This window comes from Trichocoleus sp. ST-U1 (assembly GCF_039961835.1).
GTDB lineage: Bacteria > Cyanobacteriota > Cyanobacteriia > Cyanobacteriales > FACHB-T130 > FACHB-T130.
Window position 1 is genome coordinate 1 of sequence record NZ_JAMPJZ010000071.1, and the last position, 23,293, is coordinate 23,293.

Sequence of the window (23,293 nt, forward strand, 5' to 3'; positions counted from 1 at the left end):
CTCAATAGGTGCGGGTGCTGCCATGTCAGAGGGTAAAAAGATGCGGGCGCTAACTGCCACCAGCGCCACAAAAAAGATCAACACCACGATCAATGGAACAATGTACTGACGAAAGATAGCCATAGAGAAAGACTTTTCTAAGAATTGTGTTTAAGATTTGTTAAGCTCTCTGTTTCTATCCTACAACTGTTGAGAGTCATCGTCTTCATCATCTAGTACCTCTCTAGGCATTTCTGGCACGGAACGCGAATTCCAGGGAGCAAAAATAGGCAGCAGCAGTAATCCAGGCAAGGCAGCGGCGATGCTAATTAGGAAAAAGGAAGGCCAACCAGTGGCTTCTGCGATTCGACCCGCTGGGGCAACTAAAATATCGCGGCTGACTGCCATCAAGCTGGAGAGTAACGCATACTGTGTTGCCGAGAAGCGCTGGTTACAAAGACTCATCAAAAAGGCTACAAAAGCGGCATTTCCGAGTCCAGCACAAAAGTTTTCAATATTAATAGTCAGTACAAGTAACTGATAGTTTTTCCCGACTTGTGCAAGGAGAAAATAAGCAAAATTACTCACTGCTTGCAAAGCACCAAATACCCAAAGTGAGCGATTAATACCGATTTTGCTAAGAATTGCACCGCCTGAAAGAGCGCCAACAATGCTTGCCAATAATCCCATGCCGCCCTGAATTGCACCAACTTCTGCGGAAGAGAAGTTTAAGCCGGTCTTTTCCAACAAAAAGGGCGTGGACATATTATTAACAAGCGCGTCACCCAGTTTGTAGAGAACAATGAAAACTAGAATCAAAAATCCTTGGCTCTGACCATTGCGTTGAAAGAATTCAATAAATGGCAAAGACACCGCTTCTGATAAGGAATCGGGTGGGCGATCGCGCTGTATGGGTTCCGGTGCCCAAATTGAACTCACGAACCCAATTGCCATCAACAGCGACATCAACAAGTAAACTGTAGGCCAAGACAATTTTTCCGCTAAAATCAGCGCCAAACCACCCGTAATCAGCAAGGCAATGCGATATCCTAAAACAAAAATCGCTGCCCCGGCTCCCATTTCCCGTTCTTCCAGGACATCCGTGCGATAGGCGTCAACGGCGATGTCTTGAGTCGCGCTGAAAAAGGCAATCAGTAAAGCATTGACGGCTAACAGTTGCAAAGCTTGGGAGGGCTTTTGGAGCGCCATTGCTGCGATCGCTAACAACAATGCCGCTTGCGTCAGAACTAGCCAGCCACGACGACGCCCCAGAAACGGCGGCACAAAGCGGTCGAGTAAGGGCGACCAAATAAACTTGAGCGAGTAGGGCAAACCTACCAAGCTGAACAACCCAATCGCACTTAAATTCACGTTCTCGACTGTCATCCAGGCTTGCAACGTCTTACTCGTCAAGAACAAGGGCAAACCTGACGCAAAGCCCAGAAACAAAAGAGCCGCCATCTTGCGGCTTTGAAAAACTTGAAAAAAAGATTGGGTTGCTTTCACGACTGACAAAGGCTCCTTACGAACTTTGAGTCATTAGTTTGCTGTCCTTGGTAGTGGGTAATCGGTAATCGGTAATGCCTTGTATGAATTACCAATTACCAATTACCGTTTCTCCAATTCCTAATGACTCAGGAGAATGGCTCTTTTGGTCTTGAGATATCATCCCATAGAGAGAAACCTTTTCCCGGAGACTTTGATAAAAGGAACGCGAAGAATGCTATCGCCTTCGAGATCCCGATTTCATGGAAGCAAATTCATAGCCGCGCCAGACGCCGACCAACACACCTTGCACCTCCACTTGGTTCGCCTTTACTTTAATGGGGTCGTATTTGGTATTGGCTGGTTTGAGCGTAATTTGCTCTCCCTGCCGGTGATAGCGTTTCAAAGTCGTTCCGTGTCCTTCGACTCGTGCTGCCACAATCGTGCCATTTTTCACGCGATCCGGTTCGGGTACGGGTCGCATGATGACCATATCGCCTTCAGCAATTTGGTCATCAATCATGCTGTCTCCGACCACCCGAAGGGCATAATAATCCGGCTGACGAAACAGGGCAGCCAAATCCAGCTGTTCGACCGTATCGGTGAAAGGTTCGACAAGACCACCGGCAGCGATCGCTCCTAAAACCGGCACTCCACCCGCACCAGAGCGCACAATCCTAATCGTGCGGGCTTTTCCTTCCGTCCAGTCAATATAGCCTTTCGCACGCAAGTGTTCCAGGCGGCTCTGAACCGGCGCAGGCGACTTCAGTTCCATTGCCCGCATCATCTGCCGAATTGAAGGCGCGTGTTGATATTGACTGATATATTCCACCAGCCAATTATAAAGTTGCTGCTGAGCATCAGTTAGGGGTTCCATAAAACAATAGGGGAATACTAATCTACGTCCTATAGAACATTCGTACTACTAAAATCCACGTCTGTCCAGTGGTTAATGGCTAATGTTTTTTAAACAATTAGCCATTTGCCATTGGCGATTAGGGATTAGCAAATTATCAATCTGCTCCCAAAAGACTCACCAACAAAGCCTTCTGCGCGTGCATTCGGTTTTCTGCCTGATCCCAAACCCGCGACTGAGAACCTTCGATAACAGCATCGGTAATTTCTTCCTCTCGATGAGCAGGTAAACAATGCAGCACAATTGCATCAGGATCGGCAATACTCAACAGCTGCTCATTCACTTGGTAAGGTTGAAAAATTGGAATTCTGGCATCTGCTTGTTCCTCTTGACCCATACTTGCCCATACGTCGGTATAAAGCACATGGGCACCTTTGGTGGCAGCTTCAGGGTCGTTAGTAATTGTTACCTCAGAGTTAGTCTGTGCAATCTTTTTCGCTTGCTCGACAATTGCCGCATCGGGTTGATACTCCGTAGGTGTAGCAATTCTCACATTCATCCCCATCAACGCGCAGCCCAAAAGCAGGGAGTTTGCCATATTATTACCATCTCCCAGATAAGTTAAAGTTAGCCTATCTAGCGTTCCAAAGCATTCTTGAACAGTTAATAAATCAGCTAAAACCTGACAGGGATGTTCTAAATCCGACAGCGCATTGATAATCGGAATCTTGGCATAGTTCGCAAAAGTTTGCAGATCCTCCTGCTCAAATGTCCGAATCGCTAAGATGTCTAGATAGCGATCCAACACTCGTGCTGTATCGGCTAACGGTTCTCCCCGGCTCACCTGGGTAACATTAGGATTAAGGTCTATCACCTGACCGCCTAGTTGGTACATTGCCACTGAAAAGCTGACGCGAGTCCGTGTAGACGCTTTATAAAACAACAGCCCTAACACCTTATTGCAGCGCAAATTTAGCTGATGCGTCTTCAGCTGAGCTGCCAAATCCAAAAGTTCTTTCATTTCCTCAGCACTGAGGTCTGCCAGACTTAGGAGATCTCGTCCTTTCAATGCTTCCATTTTTATCCCCGATGAGTGAAGTAAAATGCGTTCCCGCAGAGTGAGTCTTAACGGAGCGCGTCGTTTTGACTCTACTTGGCTCTTGTTATACCGTTTTAAAACCCTACCAGATTTTTATCAACTTAGCTGTGGCAGAGAATTGTAAGGACAAGTTCATGAGTAACCAGAAGTGTTTCCAGGTACATCTAGGGTAAAACTTTCGGGATAGCAACCCATTTTTGCAGAATTTAACGGGTTTGAAGGGAAAATGTTTTTTCTGTTCCAGCAGCTTAATAGAGAGTTATTCATCCCAAATTTAGGCTTCTCCAGTCTCTTTCAACCCTAGTCATCGAAAATATCTTTTCAACCGAGAAATAAACCACTATAGAGTCAAAATAAACCTTAAAAAAGGTATTGATATGGTAAAACTTCCTTTTGTATCCTTTCAGCAAAAAAAGTAAGCAAAAGCTCAGCCTGTTTCCCCTACCTAGAAAATAGGTTGCAAGAATTAACAAACTGATGTATACCGCTTAGGGGGGTTAGACTTAAAATTTTTAGTATAACTTTAAGCCATTTAAGGATATTTACTAAGATAATCATTGATTCATAAAAATAATTAGAAATATCACAGAAATATAACTTTTCCAGAATCCCGAATATGAAATTTCCCTTCGCGGTGAAAATAGGGCTGGCTATCTCGCTTCTTTCAGTTGGAGTCACCAGCACTAGCGTTTATTTTTTCTACTCAAAAACAAATCAAATTGTTTTAAACCAGATGTCAGAGCGGCTGAAAGATGTAGGTCGTCAAGGAGCATCTTCGTTAGAGCAAGACGAAAAACAAACAATTCAGCAGCTTCGTAAGTCCCTTGAAAAAAATTCTTTGCCTATAAGCGAAAAAATCAGAACCCTAGAACCTGGAGAAATCACGGCTTCTTTACCACCTAAAATTGCTCAAGAATATATAAAGTCCCCGGAGTATCAAGCTCTTGTAAAAATTTTGATAAAAATCAGAAATAGCAGCCGGAGAAAAGTATTTCCTGTGAGATTCTTGAGGCAAACATCGGAAGCAAAAGACAAGATTCCGCTCATTCGCTCAACCTATCTTATTGTCAGCATTCCAGAATCTCCGAGATATCGAATTGTCAAGTTTCTGGCTCATGACGCTTCTCAAAAAACACTAGATCAGAAAGAAAAATTGATTGGAGATTTATACGCAACTGAGCAAAATGAACTACAGCAAGCTTTTGAGGGGGAAGCACAAGCCGGCAAAAAATTTTATACAGATGAAGTTGGCACTTTTCTCAAAGCAGCCATTCCCATTAAAGATGAAAAAGATAATGTTATTGCTGTTTTAGTTTTAGAGTACGACGGTACCCACGAAATCAATCAAATTCACAAATTACGATATATTTGCATCAGTATTATTAGTATTAGTTTAGCCTTATCACTGCTCGTCGCATTTTTGCTGGCGCGTTGGTTGGGAAACCCTATCGAAAAATTATTAGAAGGTGCTCAAAAAGTATGCGATCGCAACTTTGACATCTTTATAGATGTTAAAAGCAAAGATGAGCTGGGACTGTTGGCAGATGCCTTTAATTCGATGGTAGCGGAAATACGAGACTATGCCCAAAACCTAGAATCCAAAAATAAAGATTTATTACAAATCAATCAACTAAAAGATGAATTTTTGGCTAATACTTCCCAAGAGCTACAAACTCCTTTAAATGAAATAATCGGTATCACTGACTCTCTTTTAGAGGGAGCTGCTGGACAACTGTCGGAAATTCAAAAGCAAAATTTGTTAATGATTTTGCAAAGCGGTCAACGGCTAGCAAATATGGTTAACGATATTGTTGATTTAGAAAAACTTAAGCATAAAACACTGGGGTTAAAACTCAGACCAGTAGGAATGCAAGAAATTGCCGATGTAGTTTTAACTCTTGCTAAACCTTTCGCAGATATCAAAGGTTTGCGCTTGATTAATCGAATTGAACCTACTGTACCAATGGTATGTGCTGATGAAAATAGAGTTCAACAAATCCTGCATAATTTAGTTAGTAATGCGATTAAATTTACTGATATAGGTAGTATACAAGTTGTTTCTTCAGTTGCGGATAATTACATGGAAATTACGGTTGCGGATACCGGAATTGGCATTCCAGTCAATAGAATAAATACCATTTTTGATGCTTTTGAACTTACCGAAGAATCTATTTCTAGACCTTACGTGGGGACGGGCATCCGCCTTGCAGTTACTAAACAACTGGTGGAATTGCATGGCGGCAAAATTTACGTAGAATCCATTCTAAAAAAAGGTTCGCGGTTTACTTTTACGCTACCGCTGGCAGGAAAATTGGAAAGTATACAACAAACGCTTTCCAAAGAACTCAGTTCAAAAGAGGTTGAGATTCAAAACTTTCAGTTTGAAAGGTTACAAGATTACCTACAACCTGCACCCCAAGAAGGAAAATTTAAAATTTTAGTTGTAGATGACGATCCGGTCAATCTTCAGATCCTTAACAATTATCTCTATTTGGAAAATTATACGGTTTATCAAGCGAGGAATGGAATCGCTGCTTTAGAAGCCATTGAGCAAGGTCTAAAGCCTGACTTAATTTTACTTGATGTAATGATGCCAAAAATGTCAGGCTATGAAGTTTGCAAAAAAATTCGCCAAACTTTCCCTGCGAATGAATTACCAATTGTGATTGTGACAGAAGCACATAGCGTTGCTAATTTATTAGAAACCTTTGGGTCAGGAGCCAATGATTATCTAACTAAACCAATTTCAAGACACGAATTAATAGCACGAATAGAGACTCATCTTGAGCTTTCCAAAATAAATATTGCTTATGGTCGATTTGTGCCCCGACAATTTATTAGTTTGCTGGGAGAAGAAAGCATTGTTAATGTAAAGCTGGGCGACCAAGTGCAGAAAGAAATGACAATCCTCTTTTCTGACATTCGCAACTTTACGAGCCTTTCAGAGGCGATGTCACCCAAAGAAAATTTTAATTTTATTAATTCTTACTTGAGTCGAGTGAGTCCAGTTATCCGGAATAATAATGGTTTTATAGATAAATATATTGGAGATGCGGTGATGGCGCTTTTTCCGGAAAGCGCTGAAGATGCTTTGCAGGCAGCGATTGAAATGCAAAAACAAGTCTCGCAGTACAATATGGAACGCCGAAGAAGCAATTTACCTCCTATCGCTATCGGCATTGGCATCCATAGCGGCAGTTTGATGCTAGGTACGATTGGAGATGAACAGCGTATGGAAGGAACCGTGATTTCAGATGCTGTGAATTTGGCGTCTCGTTTAGAAAATTTGACCAAAGTCTACGGAGCTTCTATTATTATTAGTGAAAAGACTTTGCTGGGTTTAGCAGATCCCACTCGATATAATTATAGATTCTTGGATAAAGTTCATATTAAAGGTCGTAAAGATTTATCGCCTATCTTTGAAGTTTTTGATGGTGTTATCTTAGAGGCTTTAGAGCTAAAAAGCAAAACCAGAAGCTCTTTTGAATGGGGAATTCATCTTTATTACAGCAAAAAATATGCCTCTGCGGAGGAAATTTTTAAGAACGTCTTAGAGCAAAATAATCAAGATAAAGCGGCTAGCCTCTATGTTAAACGTTGCCAGAGATTGCAAAAACAGGGAACCGATGAAAGATGGGACGAAATTGAGTCTTTCGAGGAAGCCTTTTAGGCAAAACGACAGGAGAAAATGTTTAGAGAGGGGGTTGCTTTTGCAACCTGCATCGCCGATTACCAATTCCGTAATTAAACGCTTGCTTTTAAGCCTTCCAGGTCTCTGTCTAGGAATGGTCTTACCTTCTGTAACGACTTTAATGCCGAGTCGGGTTTTGGCTGCGGAAAAAATATTTATTTCCTATGGACCGATACAGTTATCCCTTCCGGTTTCGGCACTGGAAGAATATGCCAGGGAAGGCAAAATCAATCAGGATTTAGGGTTTTATGCTCAATTTTTTAAGCCGGAACAGCTAGAGCAGTTACGGAGGATTTTGCAAACTCGTGCGAATGTGAGTCCGGTGGCAGTGGCTCAATTTCTCTACACACCGCAGGGGGAAATTCTGCTGCGGCGGGTTGGCGAAATTATTCAAACAAAAGCGTTTCAACCGGGTTTTTATGCAATTCGAGCTGCTTTAATTCAAGCTGCTGCCGATCCACAAGGATTGACGCCACTGAATGTACTGCGAAAGTTTCCGACTTACGCAATTCGGATTAATTCGGATCGGGGCTTTGAGATTATTGATGAGCTGAGCAACCTAATCGGGAAAACTCAAGGAGCGATCGCTGCCGTTGAACAGGAAGCTTTGGCTGAAATCTCAGCTCAGTCATCCACTCAGCTGCCCTTTCAGCCATCACCAATGGCAACACCGTCTACTATTCCCGCAGGGCGAGATTTACAGCAACCAGGGCCGCTAAGCTGGGAAATGCAGACCCTGACGCTCAATGACCTCAGCCGCAGCCGTACCTTCCCAGTCGATGTTTATCTGCCTCAGTTGAGTGGACGAGCCGCACCCGTGATTGTAATTTCTCATGGGCTGGGAAGCGATCGCTTGTCCTATGCCTACCTGGCGAGACACTTAGCTTCTCATGGATTTGCAGTGGCTCTACCAGAGCATCCAGGCAGTAATTCCCAGCAGTTGCAGGCTCTAATTAGCGGTCTGACAAGCGATGCGGCTCCTCCCAGCGAGGCGGTTGACCGTCCTCTAGATATGAAGTATTTGCTAGATCAACTGGCAGCTACTTATCGAGGACGACTAGATATGCAAAACGTCGGCGTCCTTGGTCAATCGTTTGGCGGCTACACAGCGTTGGCGCTGGCGGGTGCAGAAATTAATTTTGAGAACCTGGAAAAAGATTGCACTGCTATCAATAGTTCGTTGAATCTGTCGCTGTTGCTCCAGTGTCGGGCGCTGCTATTGCCGCAAATTGATTATCAATTGGGGGATGACCGAATTAAGGCAGCGATCGCGATCAATCCAGTTGATAGTAGCATCTTCGGAAAAAGTGAGATGAGCGGCATCAAAGTTCCGATAATGTTATTTGCCAGCAGTAACGATACCGCCGCACCCGCTTTATCAGAACAGATTAAACCCTTCACTTGGCTGACAACCCCCAACAAATATCTGGTTTTAATGAAAAAGGCAACGCATTTTTCCACTTTGGGAGAAGCGTTTGAAGGTACTGGGGTAGTCAAGATTCCGCCACAAGTTGCGGGACCAAATCCCGTGACTGCTTTTGGATATGTGAAAGCCCTGAGCCTAGCTTTTTTTAAAACCTATGTTTCTAACGAGCCAGAATATCAACAATACCTGAATGCTTCTTACGCTCAATATATCAGTCGAGATGAGATTCCTTTAGTTTTGATTCAGTCTTTAACAGAGGAACAATTGCAGGGAATCAGCAATACTTCTACTGCTCAGCCAATCCCATCTCCTACACCCAATACTTTTCAGTTAAGCTCTCCCCCAGCCCTTCCCCTGCAAGGGGACGAGAGGAATTCTTCCCCATCTCTGCCAGGGGATAGGGTAGAGGCGTTAGGTGTGCCTTACCCGAAAAATATTGCTCCTACACCTTAACTAGAATATGCAATCGGATGATTTGAAATTAGCTCAACTAAAACAAAAACTAAGCAGTGTTAAGCGTTCAGCTTGGAAACCTATCGTTCAAGAAGGTGATGGAGATTTAACTGCATCAAAGTTTGCTGGAAAACCTTGGCTGAGTGCCGATGAGACTTGGCCTACTTGTCCTAATTGTCAAAAGCCAATGCAGCTATTTTTGCAACTGAATCTTGATAAGTTGCCTGAAAGCTTGAATGGAAAGTTTGGCAACGGTTTATTACAATTTTTTTATTGTACTAGCTACGACAAGCCTCTTTGCGAGGTTGATTGTGAGGCTTGGGAACCATTTGCAACAACTAAACTCGTGAGAATTATCCAACCAAACACCACACCATCAGAGATGGATATCCCAGAAATAGAAGATTTATTTCCTGCTAAGTTAATTGTAGGATGGGAACAAAGGGACGAGTATCCTGGCAGGGAAGAGATAGAACTAGATAACTATACAATAGATAATAAAGCTTTTGATATTGTCTACAAGCGCCCTCGAAGAGAAGACAAGTTAGCTGGTTGGCCTAGTTGGGTACAATTTCCTGAATATCCAAATTGTCCAACTTGTAACCGCGAAATGAATCAATTTATTTTTCAAATTGATTCAGGAGATGATAACAATAATATTCTTTATAACTGGGGTGATATGGGAGCAGCATATCTCGTCCAATGCCCAAAACATAAGGAACAAGCTGCTTGTCTGTGGCAGTGCCACTAATTAAAAACTTATAGGATTAAATGCAAGGATTTCTTAACTTAAATAAACCTGTTGGATTCACTTCTCACGATTGTGTCGCCAAGGTGCGAAAACTCTTGCGCCTCAAGCGCGTGGGACACGCAGGAACTTTAGATCCGGCTGCGACTGGCGTGTTACCAATTGCGCTGGGCAAGGCGACGCGACTGTTGCAATATCTGCGGCAGGATAAGGCTTATCGGGGGACGATTCGGCTGGGAGTAAGGACGACGACTGATGACTTGGAAGGGGAAATAATCAGCACCCAGCCAGTACCAGAATTAACTTTACAACAGGTGCAAGCAGCCTTAAAGAAATTTGAGGGCAAAATTCAGCAAGTGCCGCCAAATTATAGTGCCATTCAAGTTGAGGGAAAACGCCTGTACGATAGGGCACGGGCGGGGGAAATTATTGAAGTTCCAGCGCGAGAGGTGGAAGTTTATAAGCTAGAAATATTGGAGTGGAGAGAAGGAGATTTTCCCGAATTAGATGTAGCGATCGCTTGTGGCCCTGGAACTTATATTAGAGCGATCGCTCGCGATTTAGGTTTGGCGTGTGCAACTGGCGGCACCCTTGCCGCCCTGACTCGCACTGAGAGTAGCGGCTTCCAGCTATCAGATAGCCTGACTTTTGAAGAATTGGAAGAACAGCTCAAACAAGGAACGTTTCATCCAATTCTAGCGTCGGCAGCTTTGGGGCATCTCCCAGCTGTCACCTTACAAGCAACAGACGCTAAAGCCTGGTGCCAAGGTCAGCGCATTCCTTTTCGCCCCCTTTCCTTTCCTGCCTTGACGGACGCTGAAGAGGGAAAGTTGCGGCTGAACGATGAAGAGGGTCGTTTTTTGGGCATAGGCTGCCTGCTTGCCTTAGAAACTGGCTATCTACTGGTTCCTCTGATGGTATTTGAGCCACTTTGAGCCATGTTTAGAGGAACACCCGCTTTCTCGCGTGCGCGATCGCTGCGATGCCTCTGCGAGCCGGTCGCCAGGATAATCGTTTTAGAGTTAGAACTGGCAGCATGATAGCCGTGTGCGAACGACTTGGCTGCTTTTGGAGAGAATTTTGGATGCGATCGCTAAAATCAACGTTAATTTATATTGCAATTATTCTTGGATTTATTTCGAGCTACGCGAACAAATCATCGGCTCAAGATTCTGATTTCGCCACTTTAAGTCGAGAAATTATTAGCAGACTGAATGGAAATTGTCAGGGTTCTACGCAAGTTAGCTATCAATCCCAGAAACTAACCTCACCGAATGGGATCAATTCAATTTATCTGAATATGAATATTCGGAGAGTTGGTCAAGCCAACAGTCGGGCAAACAATAACTTGTTGATAAAATGTAATCCCAATACTGCTGATAAAATCCTTGGAGAATTAGTGATTGAAAAGGATGGACTATCAAGTACAAAAAGGCTGGGAGATATTCTGGGCTTAAGTAACAATATTCATAACTACGTTATTGCTAATCCAGTCTCTTTTTCCCCGGATGATAGATATTTAGTGCTAAGATTAGATGTTTTTGATGGATTGAATAACTCTTGGGTTAATCATCTAGTTTTAGATACTCTTAATAGTTATAAAATATTAGCTTTTTCCAATTGTGAAGGATTTGAAAGCAATTCCTATTTAGGATTTATTTCATCTTCTGAGATAGTTTTTGCTTGCGAGAATCCTAGCGAACCAGGCCCCATAGAAGTTTTTAATTTTCAAAAAAGGTCTCGACAGAAGATTTCCACCCGGAAACCTTCAAGGGAATTAGTGAAAATTCTTGACAAAGTTCGTTCCTATGGCTCAGTCTCTTCGGGATTTACCATCGTCAATGAACAGCAGTTTCCTCCTCAATAAAAATTAAACTGTTGGATATAAACTCTTACGAGTTCTTTTTGGAACGATAGACTTTGTAGAGCAGTCCTAAGTTGTGAAGGCGAGATCCCCGACTTCTCTAAGAAGTCGGGAAGCGAAAGGGCCAGCATCTCAACACTCCAATAGGATTGCGATAGAGATGTCCCATTTCGCCTGTTTACAAACTTTCTTGTTGATTCAAAATTACTGAGTCTATAGCTTGGGTTTAAAAATAGTGAAATTTAACTCTTGTGCTGGGTTCCGTTCCTCAAACCAGCCTACTAAACTCCAGTAATCTAATACTCGGAAGAAAGTAATTTAGTCCTAAAGTAGACACATCGATCGATATTTTCCTATAGGAGTAAAAACATGACCCAAGCACAAGTAGCACCTTATGGTTCCTGGAAATCGCCCATCACCTCTGACTTAATTGTTTCTGAAACGATTGGAGTGGGGCAGATTGCCTTTGATGGCGAGGATATTTACTGGATTGAGGGGCGACCCGCAGAAGCCGGACGGACTGTGATTGTGCGACGTACCCCAGAGGAGAAAACGATTGATGTTACTCCACCTCCCTTTAACGTCCGAACCCGCGTCAATGAATACGGCGGCGGTGCCTTCTGCGTCGCTGATGGCACTATTTATTTTTCTAATTTTGCGGATCAGCGCCTTTATCGGCAGACTCCAGGTGCAGAACCGCAACCGCTGACACCAGAAGGAAGCTTCTGCTATGCAGATGGAGTAATTGACCGGAAACAGCGGCGGTTGTATGTTGTGCGCGAAGACCACACCACAGGCGATCGCGAACCAATCAATACCTTGGTTAGCATCAACTTGGAAGATGGTGATGATATTCGGGTGTTAGTGTCTGGAAACGACTTTTACTCATCTCCACGTCTCAGTCCTGACGGTTCTCAGCTGGCTTGGTTAACTTGGAATCATCCGAATCTGCCGTGGGATGGAACCGAATTATGGGTTGCACAGATTAAAGCGGATGGTTCCTTGGGTGAAAGCCAACGGGTTGCTGGTGGCGTTGATGAGTCTATTTTTCAGCCAGAATGGTCGCCGGATGGCATTTTACACTTTGTTAGCGATCGCAGTGGCTGGTGGAATCTCTACAGATGGCAATCTCGATCCTCCCTAACCTCCCTTAAAAAGGGGGAAAAAGAGGTTAAACCGCTGTGCGAGATGGAGGCTGAATTTGGGCTTCCGCAGTGGGTTTTTGGGATGTCTACCTATGCCTTTGAATCTGAAGAACGCATTATCTGCACCTATACTCAGCGAGGCATTTGGCATTTGGCGAGCCTCGACACGGAGACAGGACTGGAGCAAATTGAGACGGATTACACTGAGATTTCGTCTCTCAAAGCCTCTGGGGGTCGTGTGGGATTCATTGCTGGCTCACCGACCAAATTTAGCTCGATTATCCAAATGGATATGGCGACGCGGCAAATAGAAGTGTTGCAGCGATCGAGCCAGTTAGAAATTGACTCTGGGTATTTGTCTGTTCCGCAACCGATTGAATTTCCGACCGAGAACGGATTAACCGCTCACGGCTTCTTCTATCCGCCCCAAAATCGCGACTATACAGCACCAGATGGAGAGTTGCCGCCCTTAGTCGTTAAAAGCCACGGAGGGCCGACAGCAGCCACCTCTAGCCAGCTGAACTTGCGGATTCAATACTGGACAAGTCGGGGATTTGCTTATCTAGATGTGAATTATGGCGGCAGCACCGGCTATGGACGCGCCTACCATCAGCGGCTAGATGGGCTGTGGGGAATTGTGGACGTGGATGATTGCGTGAATGGGGCGCGGTATCTGGCTCAGCAAGGCTTGGCGGATGGAAACCGGATGGCGATCGCTGGTGGTAGTGCGGGTGGCTACACGACGCTGTGCGCCCTGACTTTCCGCGATGTCTTCAAGGCAGGTGCGAGTTACTACGGCGTCAGCGACTTAGAGGCGCTGGTTAGAGATACCCACAAATTTGAATCGCGCTATCTGGATCGGCTGATTGGCCCTTACCCAGAACGGCAAGATATTTATCAGGAGCGATCGCCTATTTACTTTACGGAGAATCTTTCTTGTCCGGTCATTTTCTTTCAAGGGCTAGAAGACAAAGTTGTCCCACCCAACCAAGCAGAAATGATGGTAGAGGCGCTACGTGCCAAAGGGTTGCCCGTTGCTTATGTTCCTTTTGAGGGCGAACAACACGGTTTTCGCCGTTCGGAGAATATTAAACGCGCCATTGATGGGGAATTTTACTTTTATTCTCGCGTCTTCCAGTTTGAGCTTGCCGATCCATTGGAGCCAGTTGCGATCGCTAATCTTGACCCTGAATCATGACCAACCCTCAGGCTGATTACGATAGCCCTTGGAAGGAAGCCTTGGAGATTTATTTTACCGACTTCATGGCTTTCTTCTTCCCCCAAGCTTATGCTGACATCAACTGGTCGCAGGGCTACGAATTTCTCGACACCGAACTGCAACAAGTCGTCCGCGATGCAGAACTGGGGCGGCGTCGGGTCGATAAACTGGTAAAAGTCTGGCGACAAAACGGCGAAGAAACTTGGGTACTGATTCACATCGAAGTTCAAAGCAAAGTCGATGCTAATTTTGCTGAGCGGATGTATGTCTATAATTACCGCCTTTTTGACCGATACCGGCGGCAAGTTGCCAGCTTAGCAGTTTTAGCAGACGAGCAAGTGTCTTGGCGTCCGCAGAGTTATGGCTATGAAATTTGGGGCGCAAGAGTTAGTTTGCGGTTTCCCACTGTCAAACTATTGGACTATGAAGCGCAGTGGCAAAGTTTAGAGCAAAGCACTAATCCTTTTGCTGTCATCATCATGGCTCATCTGAAAGCACAGGCAACGCGCCGCAATCCCGAAGGGCGGTTAGAGTGGAAATTGAGCCTAGTTCGAGGGCTATATGAACGAGGTTACAGCCGGGAAAACATCCTAGAGTTGTTCCGGTTAATTGAATGGATGATGGTGTTACCAGAGGAATTACAGTTTGGGTTTGAAGAAACACTAAGTCGTTACGAGGAGGAAAGAAGAATGCCCTTTATCACGCCAATTGAGCGGAGAGGCATCCGCAAGGGAATCTTACAGAATTCTAGAGAGAATATCATTGAAGTTCTGGAGACGCGGTTTGAAACGGTACCTAGCTCAATTGTCGAGAGCGTCACTAGCATAGAAGATCCAGCTTTGCTAAAACAGCTTCATAGACGGGCAATTACCATCAGCTCGGTGGAAGAATTCCAACAAGCGATCGCCCAGCTTCCCTCTCAGGAAGAATCGGAAACAGCTTAAAGTCACAATTTTTAAACGGAGATTAATTCATGACTGAAGAACCCATATTCAACATTAACGAAGAAATGTATGAGACGCTGTTAGAATTTCAGCAGCAAATTGAAGCAGGCGAAGTCGAATCACCAGCGGAAACCACACAAGAACAAGAGAATCTCGACACGGCTAGAGAATCTCTTGAAAATGTTTACTTGGCTGAGAGTGATTCAAAACACCCTCTTGAGTAAAGCCAGTAGTAGGATGCGATCGCGCTTGTGAGGGATGGGAAGAGCGAACCGACAGGTCGGCGCTTCGCTATCGCATCCTTCACTTCTTCATTCGTCTCGTCTGTTGCGTGCGTAAAATCAAGAGCAAATTGTCCTGATGATGCCGTGCAATAAATCTAATTCAGAAGTGCCAAAAATCTAGCAACATGATTTAGTATTTTTTGTTGAAAAATATTTTATTAAGTAGAAAATGCAGAAAAAACAAAAATTTCCCTACTTAGTTGGTTCCAAATGGACAGCCCAGCAAAAAACGTGGGGATGGCGACATTTTCAGGTAGTGAATCGCAAAAACCAAGGTAAGTTTGTTTTTGCAGAAATGGTTGCTTCCTGTGACCCAAATGTGCGTTTCTGGATTAACGCAAAGCTGCTAAAAAATCCCTCCCAGTGGCAAGCAGGCTGGCAATCTTTGCAAGAAATGGAGGAAAAGGAAAATAGCGAATTAAATATTGAAAGTCCAATCATTTCTAATTTTTAATAATTCCTATGACTGCTGTTTCCCTTGAGAACGTCCGCAAACTCTACAACAAAATCCCTGTCGTCAACGACCTCTCCTTTACGATTAAATCTGGAGAGATGTTTGGACTCCTTGGCCCTAACGGTGCAGGGAAATCTACGACAATTCGGATGCTAACCACATTGACAAAACCCAGTGAAGGTCAAATTGAGGTCGCTGGATATGATGTGGTACGACAACCTTTGCAGGTAAAACAAAATATTGGGGTGGTATTGCAACAAATCAGCGTGGATGCCGATTTGACGGTTTGGGAAAATATGGAACTGCATGGGCGGATGCACCATATTCCCCAGCACCAGCGACAGCAGGACATCGATCGATGGCTGGAATATGTGGAACTGGTAGACAGGCGAGATAGCTTGGTAAAAACCCTTTCAGGTGGCATGAAGCGCCGATTGCAAATTGCCAGAGCCTTATTGCATCAACCTTCTATTCTTTTTTTGGATGAGCCAACGGTGGGATTAGATCCGCAAACACGCCGCCGTCTTTGGGAAATTATCCGGGATTTGAATAAGCAAGGGATGACAATGCTGCTGACGACTCATTATATGGATGAGGTGGAATATTTGTGCGATCGCATTGGTATCATGGATGCCGGTCAATTGATTGAGCTTGGCACCTTGCAACAGCTGCGCTCTAAACACGGCGAAGGGTTGGTGATGAAACAACAAGGAGATCGCTGGGAATACAAATTCTTCCCCAATCTGGAACAAGCCAACGCTTATCTTGACGCTGCACCGGATAAAACTGGTATGATGGTTCGCCCGTCCAATCTAGAAGATATTTTCGTTGAACTCACAGGACGCCAGCTAGACTAACCCATTTAGTCATTCGTCTTTTGTTCAGAGTCTCTTACCAATGACTGACTAATGACGAATGACCAATGACTGACTAATGACGAATGAGTAATGATGCCTCGCCTCGCCTCGAAAATTGAAGCTATTCTTTATCTCAAGGGTAAGCCGATCTCGGTTAGCGAAATTGCCGAATATGCTGAATGCGATCGCGATAACGCCGAAGATGCCCTGATTGAACTCATGACTGACTATGCCCACCGGGATAGCGCCCTAGAAGTGGTGGAAACGCCTGAAGGCTTTACCTTACAATTGCGCTCGCCCTTTCAAGGTTTGGTAGAGGCGTTAGTGCCGCTAGACTTAGGCGTGGGAGCCTTGAGGACGCTGGCAGCGATCGCCCTCAAAGGCCCCATTACCCAATCTGAGTTGGTCGATTTGCGCGGTTCGGGAGCTTATCAGCACGTCCAGGAACTTGTCGAACTGGGTTTTATCCGCAAGCGCCGACAAGCCGATGGTCGTTCCTACTGGTTACAGGTTACGGAAAAATTTCATCAATATTTTGAAGTCGAACAACTCCCCCAACTGACTCAGCAGGATGTACCGTAAAACCAGCCATTTGGTGTTTCACAGAGCATATTTTTCAAAAAATCTCTCTATCGGCTTACATTTGATAACCAATAGTATGGAGTAGCCAAACAACACAATCGTTTACAGTAGAAGGAAAGCTACTCAAATCTTTTTATTCCAATGGTGTTTAACCCTGAATTGTTCGACCGCGAGCCTGAAGATGCACAAGTCAATCAGCTCCTCCAATATATTCAGCACCAATCTCCAGAAGTTTTAGCGCGAGTTGCCAAATCTGTCACGCCGGACATTAAGCAAATCGTCTCGCAGAACGTTCAGGGACTGGTGGGAATGCTTCCCTCAGAGAATTTTAACGTTCAAATTACGACCGACAGAGAAAATTTAGCAGGTCTATTGGCATCAGCCATGATGACTGGCTATTTCTTACGCCAGCTTGAACAACGGATGCAGCTGGATGAATCGTTGACTGGTTCTTCCCTGTCTCACAAACCTTCTAACAGCGAAAAATTCGCTGATTAAATTTAGTCAAATTCTCAGCGATATGTCATCTGCGATCGCAATTCTGTCTCTAGCTCAAGAGAGGATATTGTTTCGATGAGAAGTTATCGCCTATTTTTGGCATTTTAGGCGATCACTTCGGTTAAAGTTGCTCGTTCCATTACCAACTTGCGATCGCATAGTTGGCAACTAGCCAATTGGCTTCCTGTTTCAGGGAGTTTCCCATCTGAACCTAAAAATAGTCTTAGCCGCCAGCCGCAAAAGCAGCCAATATCAAAATTGACAGTAAAAGACCCGGACTAAGCATCAGTGCTAAGGTTAACAGTTCATTGAATTCCATTTTCTTGCACCACTACTAAAGCTCATCTAATCGATAGCGATCCTAACACGGCAATCGTTTCTTCAGAAGCAATAAGCAGAATGAATTATGATTTCAAAATGTAATGAATTAGCTAGATTAAATATTTGAAATTTAATCTAGCTAATTCATTACATTCTCTTCCTGCAATTCCCGAAACCTAACCCGGCTCCCCAAGCCCGGTTGGATTACTTTATGATGAGACGGATTTGACAGGGAACATTTTTACTTAATGCCAGTCCTGAAACACCTTATATTTTAAATCTTATTACAACCATTTTCTATAAAGCATTTTTGCCTGATTTGCAGTTAAAGCTTTCAGTTCATTGAAAAAAATTTCCTATAGTTTTGTCAAAATGCCTTTGGTAAAGGTTATTTTGCGTTTAATACGATTGAAAGTTCTCAGAAAATAAATTTTAAAAAATACTTAGTAATCAGCCAATACAGGAAAAGAAAATCTTAGATTTTTTCTAGCATTTATCGTCAAAGCTAATAATTATACTTTCTAAGTAATTTCACCTATACAAATAGTCATAAATTCCCCCAACTGTAAATACTTTATCTATAAAAATTTGCAAATGTTAAAAATTATTGTTAAATTTCAGGGAACGCCATAGAAGATGATACCCAGCGATGAATAAGTTCTTTTGGATTATTCCGTCACCGCCAACGCTGCAAGCCCAATCTCGTGTTTATGACCTGAAAGCGCGGCTAGACTGGGGTGAACCGGCTTTGACGATTATTGATGTAAGCGATCGCAGCCAATTTAATATTAGCCACATCATGGGAGCTATCCCCATGCCGATGAACGAATTAGTCGATCGCGCCCTCACCAAATTGGAACTCACCCGTGATATTTACATTTACGGTGAAACCGATGAAGAAACCGCAGTTGGTGCTACAAAACTGCGTGCGGCTGGCTATCAACAAGTGTCTGAAATCAGAGGGGGCGTAGCGGCGTGGAAAGCAGTAGGCTTTCCAGTTGAAACGATTCTGACTGCTAGCTGTTAATGAATTGTGAACCCGTAATTGCTAATAGATGAGAAACGTAGATTTAACCGCTATTTCTTGTGTAGGGGTATGGCATTACCATGCCCCTAGAGGACGTGAATTTTATAAGTTATTGTATCCACTTTTTTAGTGTTCAAAAATATCCTTATATTGCAGCAAATCCAAAGTCACAATCGTGGGCAAACATTCAAAACATTGCTGAGCAACTTCCCACCGCCCTTCGCGTTGCAGCATTGCAATTAGTTTTTGTCGCACGCTGAGTAGATAACGAACATCATTCGCTGCATAGCGGAGTTGTTCTTCGGATAAGTTTGCAGCATTTCCCCAGTCTGAACTTTGAGCCGTTTTGTCAAGTTCTACCTTCTCTAGCTCTTGCACCAACTCCTTTAAACCGTGGCGGGAAGTATAGGTGCGAGCAAGCTTGCTGGCAATTTTAGTACAAAAAATTGGAGTTACATGGATGCCTAAATTTTGCCGTAGTTGGGCAACATCGAAACGGGCAAAGTGAAATAGTTTTAGGATATTGGGGGCTTCCATCAGTTGTTTTAAATTGGGAGCGTCTATCTGTCCTTTGGCAATTCGCACAACTGTAACCCGGTTTTGAGCGTCACACAGCTGCACCAAGCATAAGCGATCGCGTTGGGGTATCAATCCCATTGTTTCAGTATCCACAGCGATCGCTGACTCTTGCAGATATTGAGACAATATCTCCTCGGAAAGGTCGCGATCGCATACCTGAAAATCTTCCAATTTTCTCTCCTTATCGGCGTTTAATGAATATTTGAGTTAAGTAATACTCACCCTTTGCGTTCTTGGCAACACCTACCCCAGTTAAATCATACTGACCTTGAATATTTTTCAGATGACCGGGGCTTTTTAGCCAACCTTCTACTGCTTGCTTGGCTGGATCGCTAAAGCCTTGATTGTATGCCACATTTTCAGATGCACCGCCATAAGAAATTGATTTACCAATTGCCTTCGCTCGCTGCTCAAATCCATTATGGCTGAAAGGAACCGCACCATTTGCCATTGCCTGACTGTGTGCCCTTGCCTCTTTGCTAATTCGAGGATCTAGCGTCAGAGGTGGCAAATTTTGGGACTTTCGATATTGGTTGATGAGTTCGTGAGTATACTCTTCCAAGGTTAGGAAATTATTGGAGGAACTAGGCGTGGGGCTTGGGGCGGTTGGTGATGTTTCATCTGGCGAAATTTCACCATCAGGGCTAGGGATCAAATCGCAGCCTCCAGCGCCAACAGCCAGGACAAGCATTCCGAAAACAAGCCCCGCAGCTAATTTTTGCATGAGTTCTGGATATATTTGAGAATCAATTTGGCAATTTTTTTAGGATGAGAATATAAATTTTCACTGTAGCAATTCTATTTTTTCAGCTATCTCTTCATATTCCGGTTTCTTTTAAAAAGTCCGGGATCTCGCCTTCACGTTGCCAAGAATTCAGACAGGGCAAGATAAGTTTCTTCTGGCGCTTCTTCGGGTAGAAAGTGACCGCAATTGATAGCCTTACCGCGTACATCAATTGCGCGAGCGCGCCAGGTTTCTAAAACATCATATTTGCGCCCAATAATTCCTTTTCCGCCCCAAAGAGCTAGCACCGGACAGAGAATTTTTTTCTCCATATCTAGGGTATCGTGTTCTAAATCGATGGTAGCAGCGGCGCGATAATCTTCGCAGGTGGCATGAATCGCAGCGCGATCGCTAAAGCACCGAATATACTCAGCCAAGGCTTCCGGAACAAACGCAGAAAAATCTTGACTCCATCTTTCTAAACAGGTACGGAGGTAATATTCAGGATTAGCGCCAATCAAGGTTTCGGGTAAGCCATCGGGTTGAATGAGAAAAAACCAGTGGTAGTAAGCCGTGGCAAAATCTCGATCGGTCGTCGCGTACATTTTATGCGTGGGCGCGATATCTAATAATGCTAGTTTCTTAACTCGATTAGGATGATCGAGCGCCATGCGGTGAGCGACTCGTGCGCCCCTGTCATGACCGACTACATAAAATTCTTCATAACCTAATTTTGACATCACCTCGACTTGATCTTGCGCGATCGCTCGTTTTGAATAATTCCGATGACCCGGTTCGCCTTCCGGCTTGGAACTGTCGCCGTAACCTCTCAAATCCGGTGCCACTACTGTAAAATTCTCGGCGAGACGAGGTGCTATTTTATGCCACATGACGTGGGTTTGAGGATAGCCGTGCAGCATCAGGAGTGCTGGGCCAGATCCCGCCTTGACTAAATTGATTCTTGCTTCAGTGGTATCAATTTTAGTCACATCAAAATTAGCGAACATCGTCATTTTTTAATTAACGTAGTGCCCAATCTAAAAATCGCTCAGTATGATAGAGCGCTAACTGGTTGCTCAGCCCCTGAAAGACAGCATCAAAAGCGTGTTCAGCCCAAGGAATTTCCAGCAAAACAGATATATTTCCATCTGCACGCAGACGTTGATGCATTTGCTGGATAAATTTTAATTGCACTAAATTATCGCGGCTTCCATGCACCAATAAAGTTGGCGGTAGCGATCGCCTAACATAGCTAATCGGTGAAGCCTGACGATACCGATCGGGCATTGTCGCAGGCGTTCCCCCCATAAATGTTTTTAAAACCGCTCGCGTATCGATGGGATCGGGGCGTGGCGGGTCAGCATAGCCTCCAGACAGATCCACTGGGCCATAATAGCTAACCACTGCTTTTACAGGCAGTGCATCCGGCTCATAAGCCGCCAGCATTGCTAAATGTCCGCCAGCGGAACGTCCCACGATGGCAATCCGTTCGGGATCGGCCTCGTACTCGGCGGCGTGTTGGTGGATGAAGGCTAAGGCAGCACGCACGTCATCTAGCTGCGCGGGAAAACGGTAGCGCGGCGTGTGTCGGTAATCGATGGCAAAGACACTATAGCCCCTCGCTGCCATATAACGGCTGAAATCAGCGTTTTGGGTTGGGTCGCCGCTCCGCCATGCTCCAGCGTAGATGATAATTAGCGCTGGATAATTGCCAATTTGCGGCGGTCGGTAGAGATCCATGCTCAACGGAACACCATCTGGGTTTGAAAAGACGATGCCAGAGGTATAGCGACTCTCACCCGGATTGATGCCTCGAAACACATCAGCCAACACGAACGGTTGTTCGCGCATCCGCTTTTGCTGAGAACTGGGCAAACTTACGCTGTAGTCGCCAAGACCGTCTCGCATTGCCCCTGCTAGATGCTGTTGTGTCGCTGGCATCTGTAACAGTGGCAAAACACTCAAAAGCAGTGCTAGCAAACTAGCAACCAAAGCTAAAAATTGCCACGGAGTGCGACGGATCGTTACCAGCACCAACAGACTTGCGATCGCGTTTAGCACCACCAACCAAGGACTGACTTCTGGTGCCCCTACCCCTAATGGCAGTAGGGACATCGTGGGCGCTGGAACCACAATCCAGGAACTCAAGAAAAGTGCCGCGCCACTCAAGAGCAAAACTAACGTCTGGGTAATTACTGCTAACCAATGAGACACAATCGCTGCTCTATTGCCCCAGGTAAGCTTCTAAGACTTGTGGATTGCGCTGAATTTCAATCGGAGTCCCCACAGCAAGATTGCGACCTTCAGCGACAACCCAGACGCGATCGCACAAAGACATGATTACGTCCATATTGTGTTCAATAATCAAAAAGGTCATACCCTCCTGATTCCATTGGGTGATGTAGTCACAGATTTGTCTAATTAGCGTCGGATTCACACCAGCCGCCGGTTCATCCAATAAGATCAGCTTTGGCTGCGTCATCAGCGCCCGTGCCATTTCCAGCAGCTTGCGTTGCCCTCCAGAGAGCGCCCCGGCGTAATCCTGCGCCTTCGCTGCCAACCCCACTGATTCCAGCAACATCATCGCTCTTTCTCGCTGCTGCCGTTCTTCCTTCGCCACCAGATGGGGTTGAAACCAAACTTTCCAAAAATTTTCCCCCGTCTGTTTTTGAGCTGCCAGCAGCATATTTTCCATCACTGAAAGCCGCGATAGCACCCGCGCGACTTGGAATGTGCGAACCATTCCCATCTGAGCAATTTGATACGGCTGCAAAGAATGAATCGGTTCGCCGTCAAAAATCACCCGCCCTTTGTCTGGATGAATGAAGTTTGAGAGGAGATTAAATAGCGTCGTTTTGCCAGCACCATTCGGGCCAATCAGCCCCGTGATACTGCCTTGCGGCACCATAATCTCGACATTATCGACAGCCCGAACTCCGCCGAAGCTTTTACAGAGTCCGCTGGCAGCGAGTAAAGCGATTTCTGAGAGTGGGGGTTTTGGATCTGCTTCGACTAAATCGGAGCTTTCTTCGAGATGCTTGCCGCCCCCGTTTAAAGA

At 44.8% G+C, this 23,293-nt stretch carries 21 protein-coding genes; 13 read left to right on the forward strand and 8 right to left on the reverse strand.

Annotation, left to right across the window (positions count from 1 at the left end):
• Positions 1–180: 180 nt before the first annotated feature.
• The 3 genes from NDA06_RS20545 to argF form a co-directional block, all read right to left on the reverse strand.
• Positions 181–1,440 carry an AmpG family muropeptide MFS transporter gene (locus NDA06_RS20545; RefSeq protein ID WP_190535299.1) on the reverse strand — a complete coding sequence of 420 codons (1,260 nt, stop codon included), beginning with the start codon at positions 1,438–1,440 and terminating at the stop codon, positions 181–183.
• Positions 1,441–1,702: 262 nt separating this feature from the next.
• A complete protein-coding gene (lexA, locus tag NDA06_RS20550) occupies positions 1,703–2,341 on the reverse strand; it encodes a transcriptional repressor LexA (RefSeq protein WP_190410589.1) in 639 nt (212 codons plus the stop codon).
• Between the two features lie 136 nt (positions 2,342–2,477).
• Positions 2,478–3,398: an ornithine carbamoyltransferase gene (gene argF, locus NDA06_RS20555; protein ID WP_190534898.1), complete on the reverse strand. Its 921-nt coding sequence runs from the start codon at positions 3,396–3,398 to the stop codon at positions 2,478–2,480.
• 637 nt (positions 3,399–4,035) lie between these two features.
• Between argF and NDA06_RS20560 the strand changes: the two genes are divergently transcribed.
• The 13 genes from NDA06_RS20560 to NDA06_RS20620 all read left to right on the forward strand — a co-directional run bounded on the left by NDA06_RS20560 (position 4,036) and on the right by NDA06_RS20620 (position 18,932).
• Entirely contained in the window at positions 4,036–7,089 is a 3,054-nt protein-coding gene (locus tag NDA06_RS20560; RefSeq protein ID WP_348251832.1) for a response regulator, read from the forward strand.
• Between the two features lie 115 nt (positions 7,090–7,204).
• The gene (locus tag NDA06_RS20565; protein ID WP_190986967.1) at positions 7,205–8,989 is read left to right on the forward strand and encodes an alpha/beta hydrolase; all 1,785 of its coding nucleotides are present in this window, start codon (positions 7,205–7,207) and stop codon (positions 8,987–8,989) included.
• Between the two features lie 7 nt (positions 8,990–8,996).
• The gene (locus NDA06_RS20570) at positions 8,997–9,740 is read left to right on the forward strand and encodes a DUF1963 domain-containing protein (RefSeq protein WP_190439323.1); all 744 of its coding nucleotides are present in this window, start codon (positions 8,997–8,999) and stop codon (positions 9,738–9,740) included.
• Between the two features lie 20 nt (positions 9,741–9,760).
• Positions 9,761–10,672: a tRNA pseudouridine(55) synthase TruB gene (truB, locus tag NDA06_RS20575; RefSeq protein WP_190534905.1), complete on the forward strand. Its 912-nt coding sequence runs from the start codon at positions 9,761–9,763 to the stop codon at positions 10,670–10,672.
• A 149-nt stretch (positions 10,673–10,821) separates the two neighbouring features.
• Positions 10,822–11,604 carry a hypothetical protein gene (locus NDA06_RS20580; protein WP_190986965.1) on the forward strand — a complete coding sequence of 261 codons (783 nt, stop codon included), beginning with the start codon at positions 10,822–10,824 and terminating at the stop codon, positions 11,602–11,604.
• A gap of 366 nt (positions 11,605–11,970) precedes the next feature.
• Complete coding sequence (locus NDA06_RS20585; protein WP_190986964.1) at positions 11,971–13,944, forward strand: S9 family peptidase; 1,974 nt, start codon at positions 11,971–11,973, stop codon at positions 13,942–13,944.
• On the forward strand, positions 13,941–14,909 hold the full coding sequence (locus NDA06_RS20590) for a transposase (RefSeq protein ID WP_190986963.1): 969 nt from the start codon (positions 13,941–13,943) through the stop codon (positions 14,907–14,909). The genes NDA06_RS20585 and NDA06_RS20590 overlap by 4 nt, the downstream gene beginning before the upstream one ends.
• A 29-nt stretch (positions 14,910–14,938) precedes the next feature.
• A complete protein-coding gene (locus NDA06_RS20595) occupies positions 14,939–15,133 on the forward strand; it encodes a hypothetical protein (RefSeq protein WP_190430895.1) in 195 nt (64 codons plus the stop codon).
• A gap of 229 nt (positions 15,134–15,362) precedes the next feature.
• Entirely contained in the window at positions 15,363–15,647 is a 285-nt protein-coding gene (locus tag NDA06_RS20600; RefSeq protein WP_190410579.1) for a TIGR02450 family Trp-rich protein, read from the forward strand.
• 8 nt (positions 15,648–15,655) lie between these two features.
• Entirely contained in the window at positions 15,656–16,504 is an 849-nt protein-coding gene (locus NDA06_RS20605; protein ID WP_190410578.1) for an ABC transporter ATP-binding protein, read from the forward strand.
• Between the two features lie 93 nt (positions 16,505–16,597).
• Positions 16,598–17,086 carry an SMC-Scp complex subunit ScpB gene (gene scpB, locus NDA06_RS20610; RefSeq protein WP_190410904.1) on the forward strand — a complete coding sequence of 163 codons (489 nt, stop codon included), beginning with the start codon at positions 16,598–16,600 and terminating at the stop codon, positions 17,084–17,086.
• A gap of 141 nt (positions 17,087–17,227) precedes the next feature.
• A complete protein-coding gene (locus tag NDA06_RS20615) occupies positions 17,228–17,584 on the forward strand; it encodes a DUF760 domain-containing protein (RefSeq protein WP_190410577.1) in 357 nt (118 codons plus the stop codon).
• A 970-nt stretch (positions 17,585–18,554) separates the two neighbouring features.
• Entirely contained in the window at positions 18,555–18,932 is a 378-nt protein-coding gene (locus tag NDA06_RS20620) for a rhodanese-like domain-containing protein (protein ID WP_190439339.1), read from the forward strand.
• Positions 18,933–19,058: 126 nt separating this feature from the next.
• Here NDA06_RS20620 and NDA06_RS20625 read toward each other — a convergent pair whose 3' ends face one another.
• From NDA06_RS20625 to NDA06_RS20645, 5 genes are all read right to left on the reverse strand, one after another.
• Complete coding sequence (locus NDA06_RS20625; RefSeq protein WP_190986962.1) at positions 19,059–19,682, reverse strand: ribonuclease D; 624 nt, start codon at positions 19,680–19,682, stop codon at positions 19,059–19,061.
• A 10-nt stretch (positions 19,683–19,692) separates the two neighbouring features.
• The gene (locus tag NDA06_RS20630; protein WP_190986961.1) at positions 19,693–20,235 is read right to left on the reverse strand and encodes a CAP domain-containing protein; all 543 of its coding nucleotides are present in this window, start codon (positions 20,233–20,235) and stop codon (positions 19,693–19,695) included.
• Positions 20,236–20,369: 134 nt separating this feature from the next.
• Positions 20,370–21,242: an alpha/beta hydrolase gene (locus NDA06_RS20635; RefSeq protein ID WP_190986960.1), complete on the reverse strand. Its 873-nt coding sequence runs from the start codon at positions 21,240–21,242 to the stop codon at positions 20,370–20,372.
• 13 nt (positions 21,243–21,255) lie between these two features.
• The gene (locus NDA06_RS20640) at positions 21,256–22,449 is read right to left on the reverse strand and encodes an alpha/beta hydrolase (RefSeq protein WP_347277065.1); all 1,194 of its coding nucleotides are present in this window, start codon (positions 22,447–22,449) and stop codon (positions 21,256–21,258) included.
• Positions 22,450–22,459: 10 nt separating this feature from the next.
• On the reverse strand, positions 22,460–23,215 hold the full coding sequence (locus NDA06_RS20645; RefSeq protein WP_348251835.1) for an ABC transporter ATP-binding protein: 756 nt from the start codon (positions 23,213–23,215) through the stop codon (positions 22,460–22,462).
• Positions 23,216–23,293 lie beyond the last annotated feature (78 nt).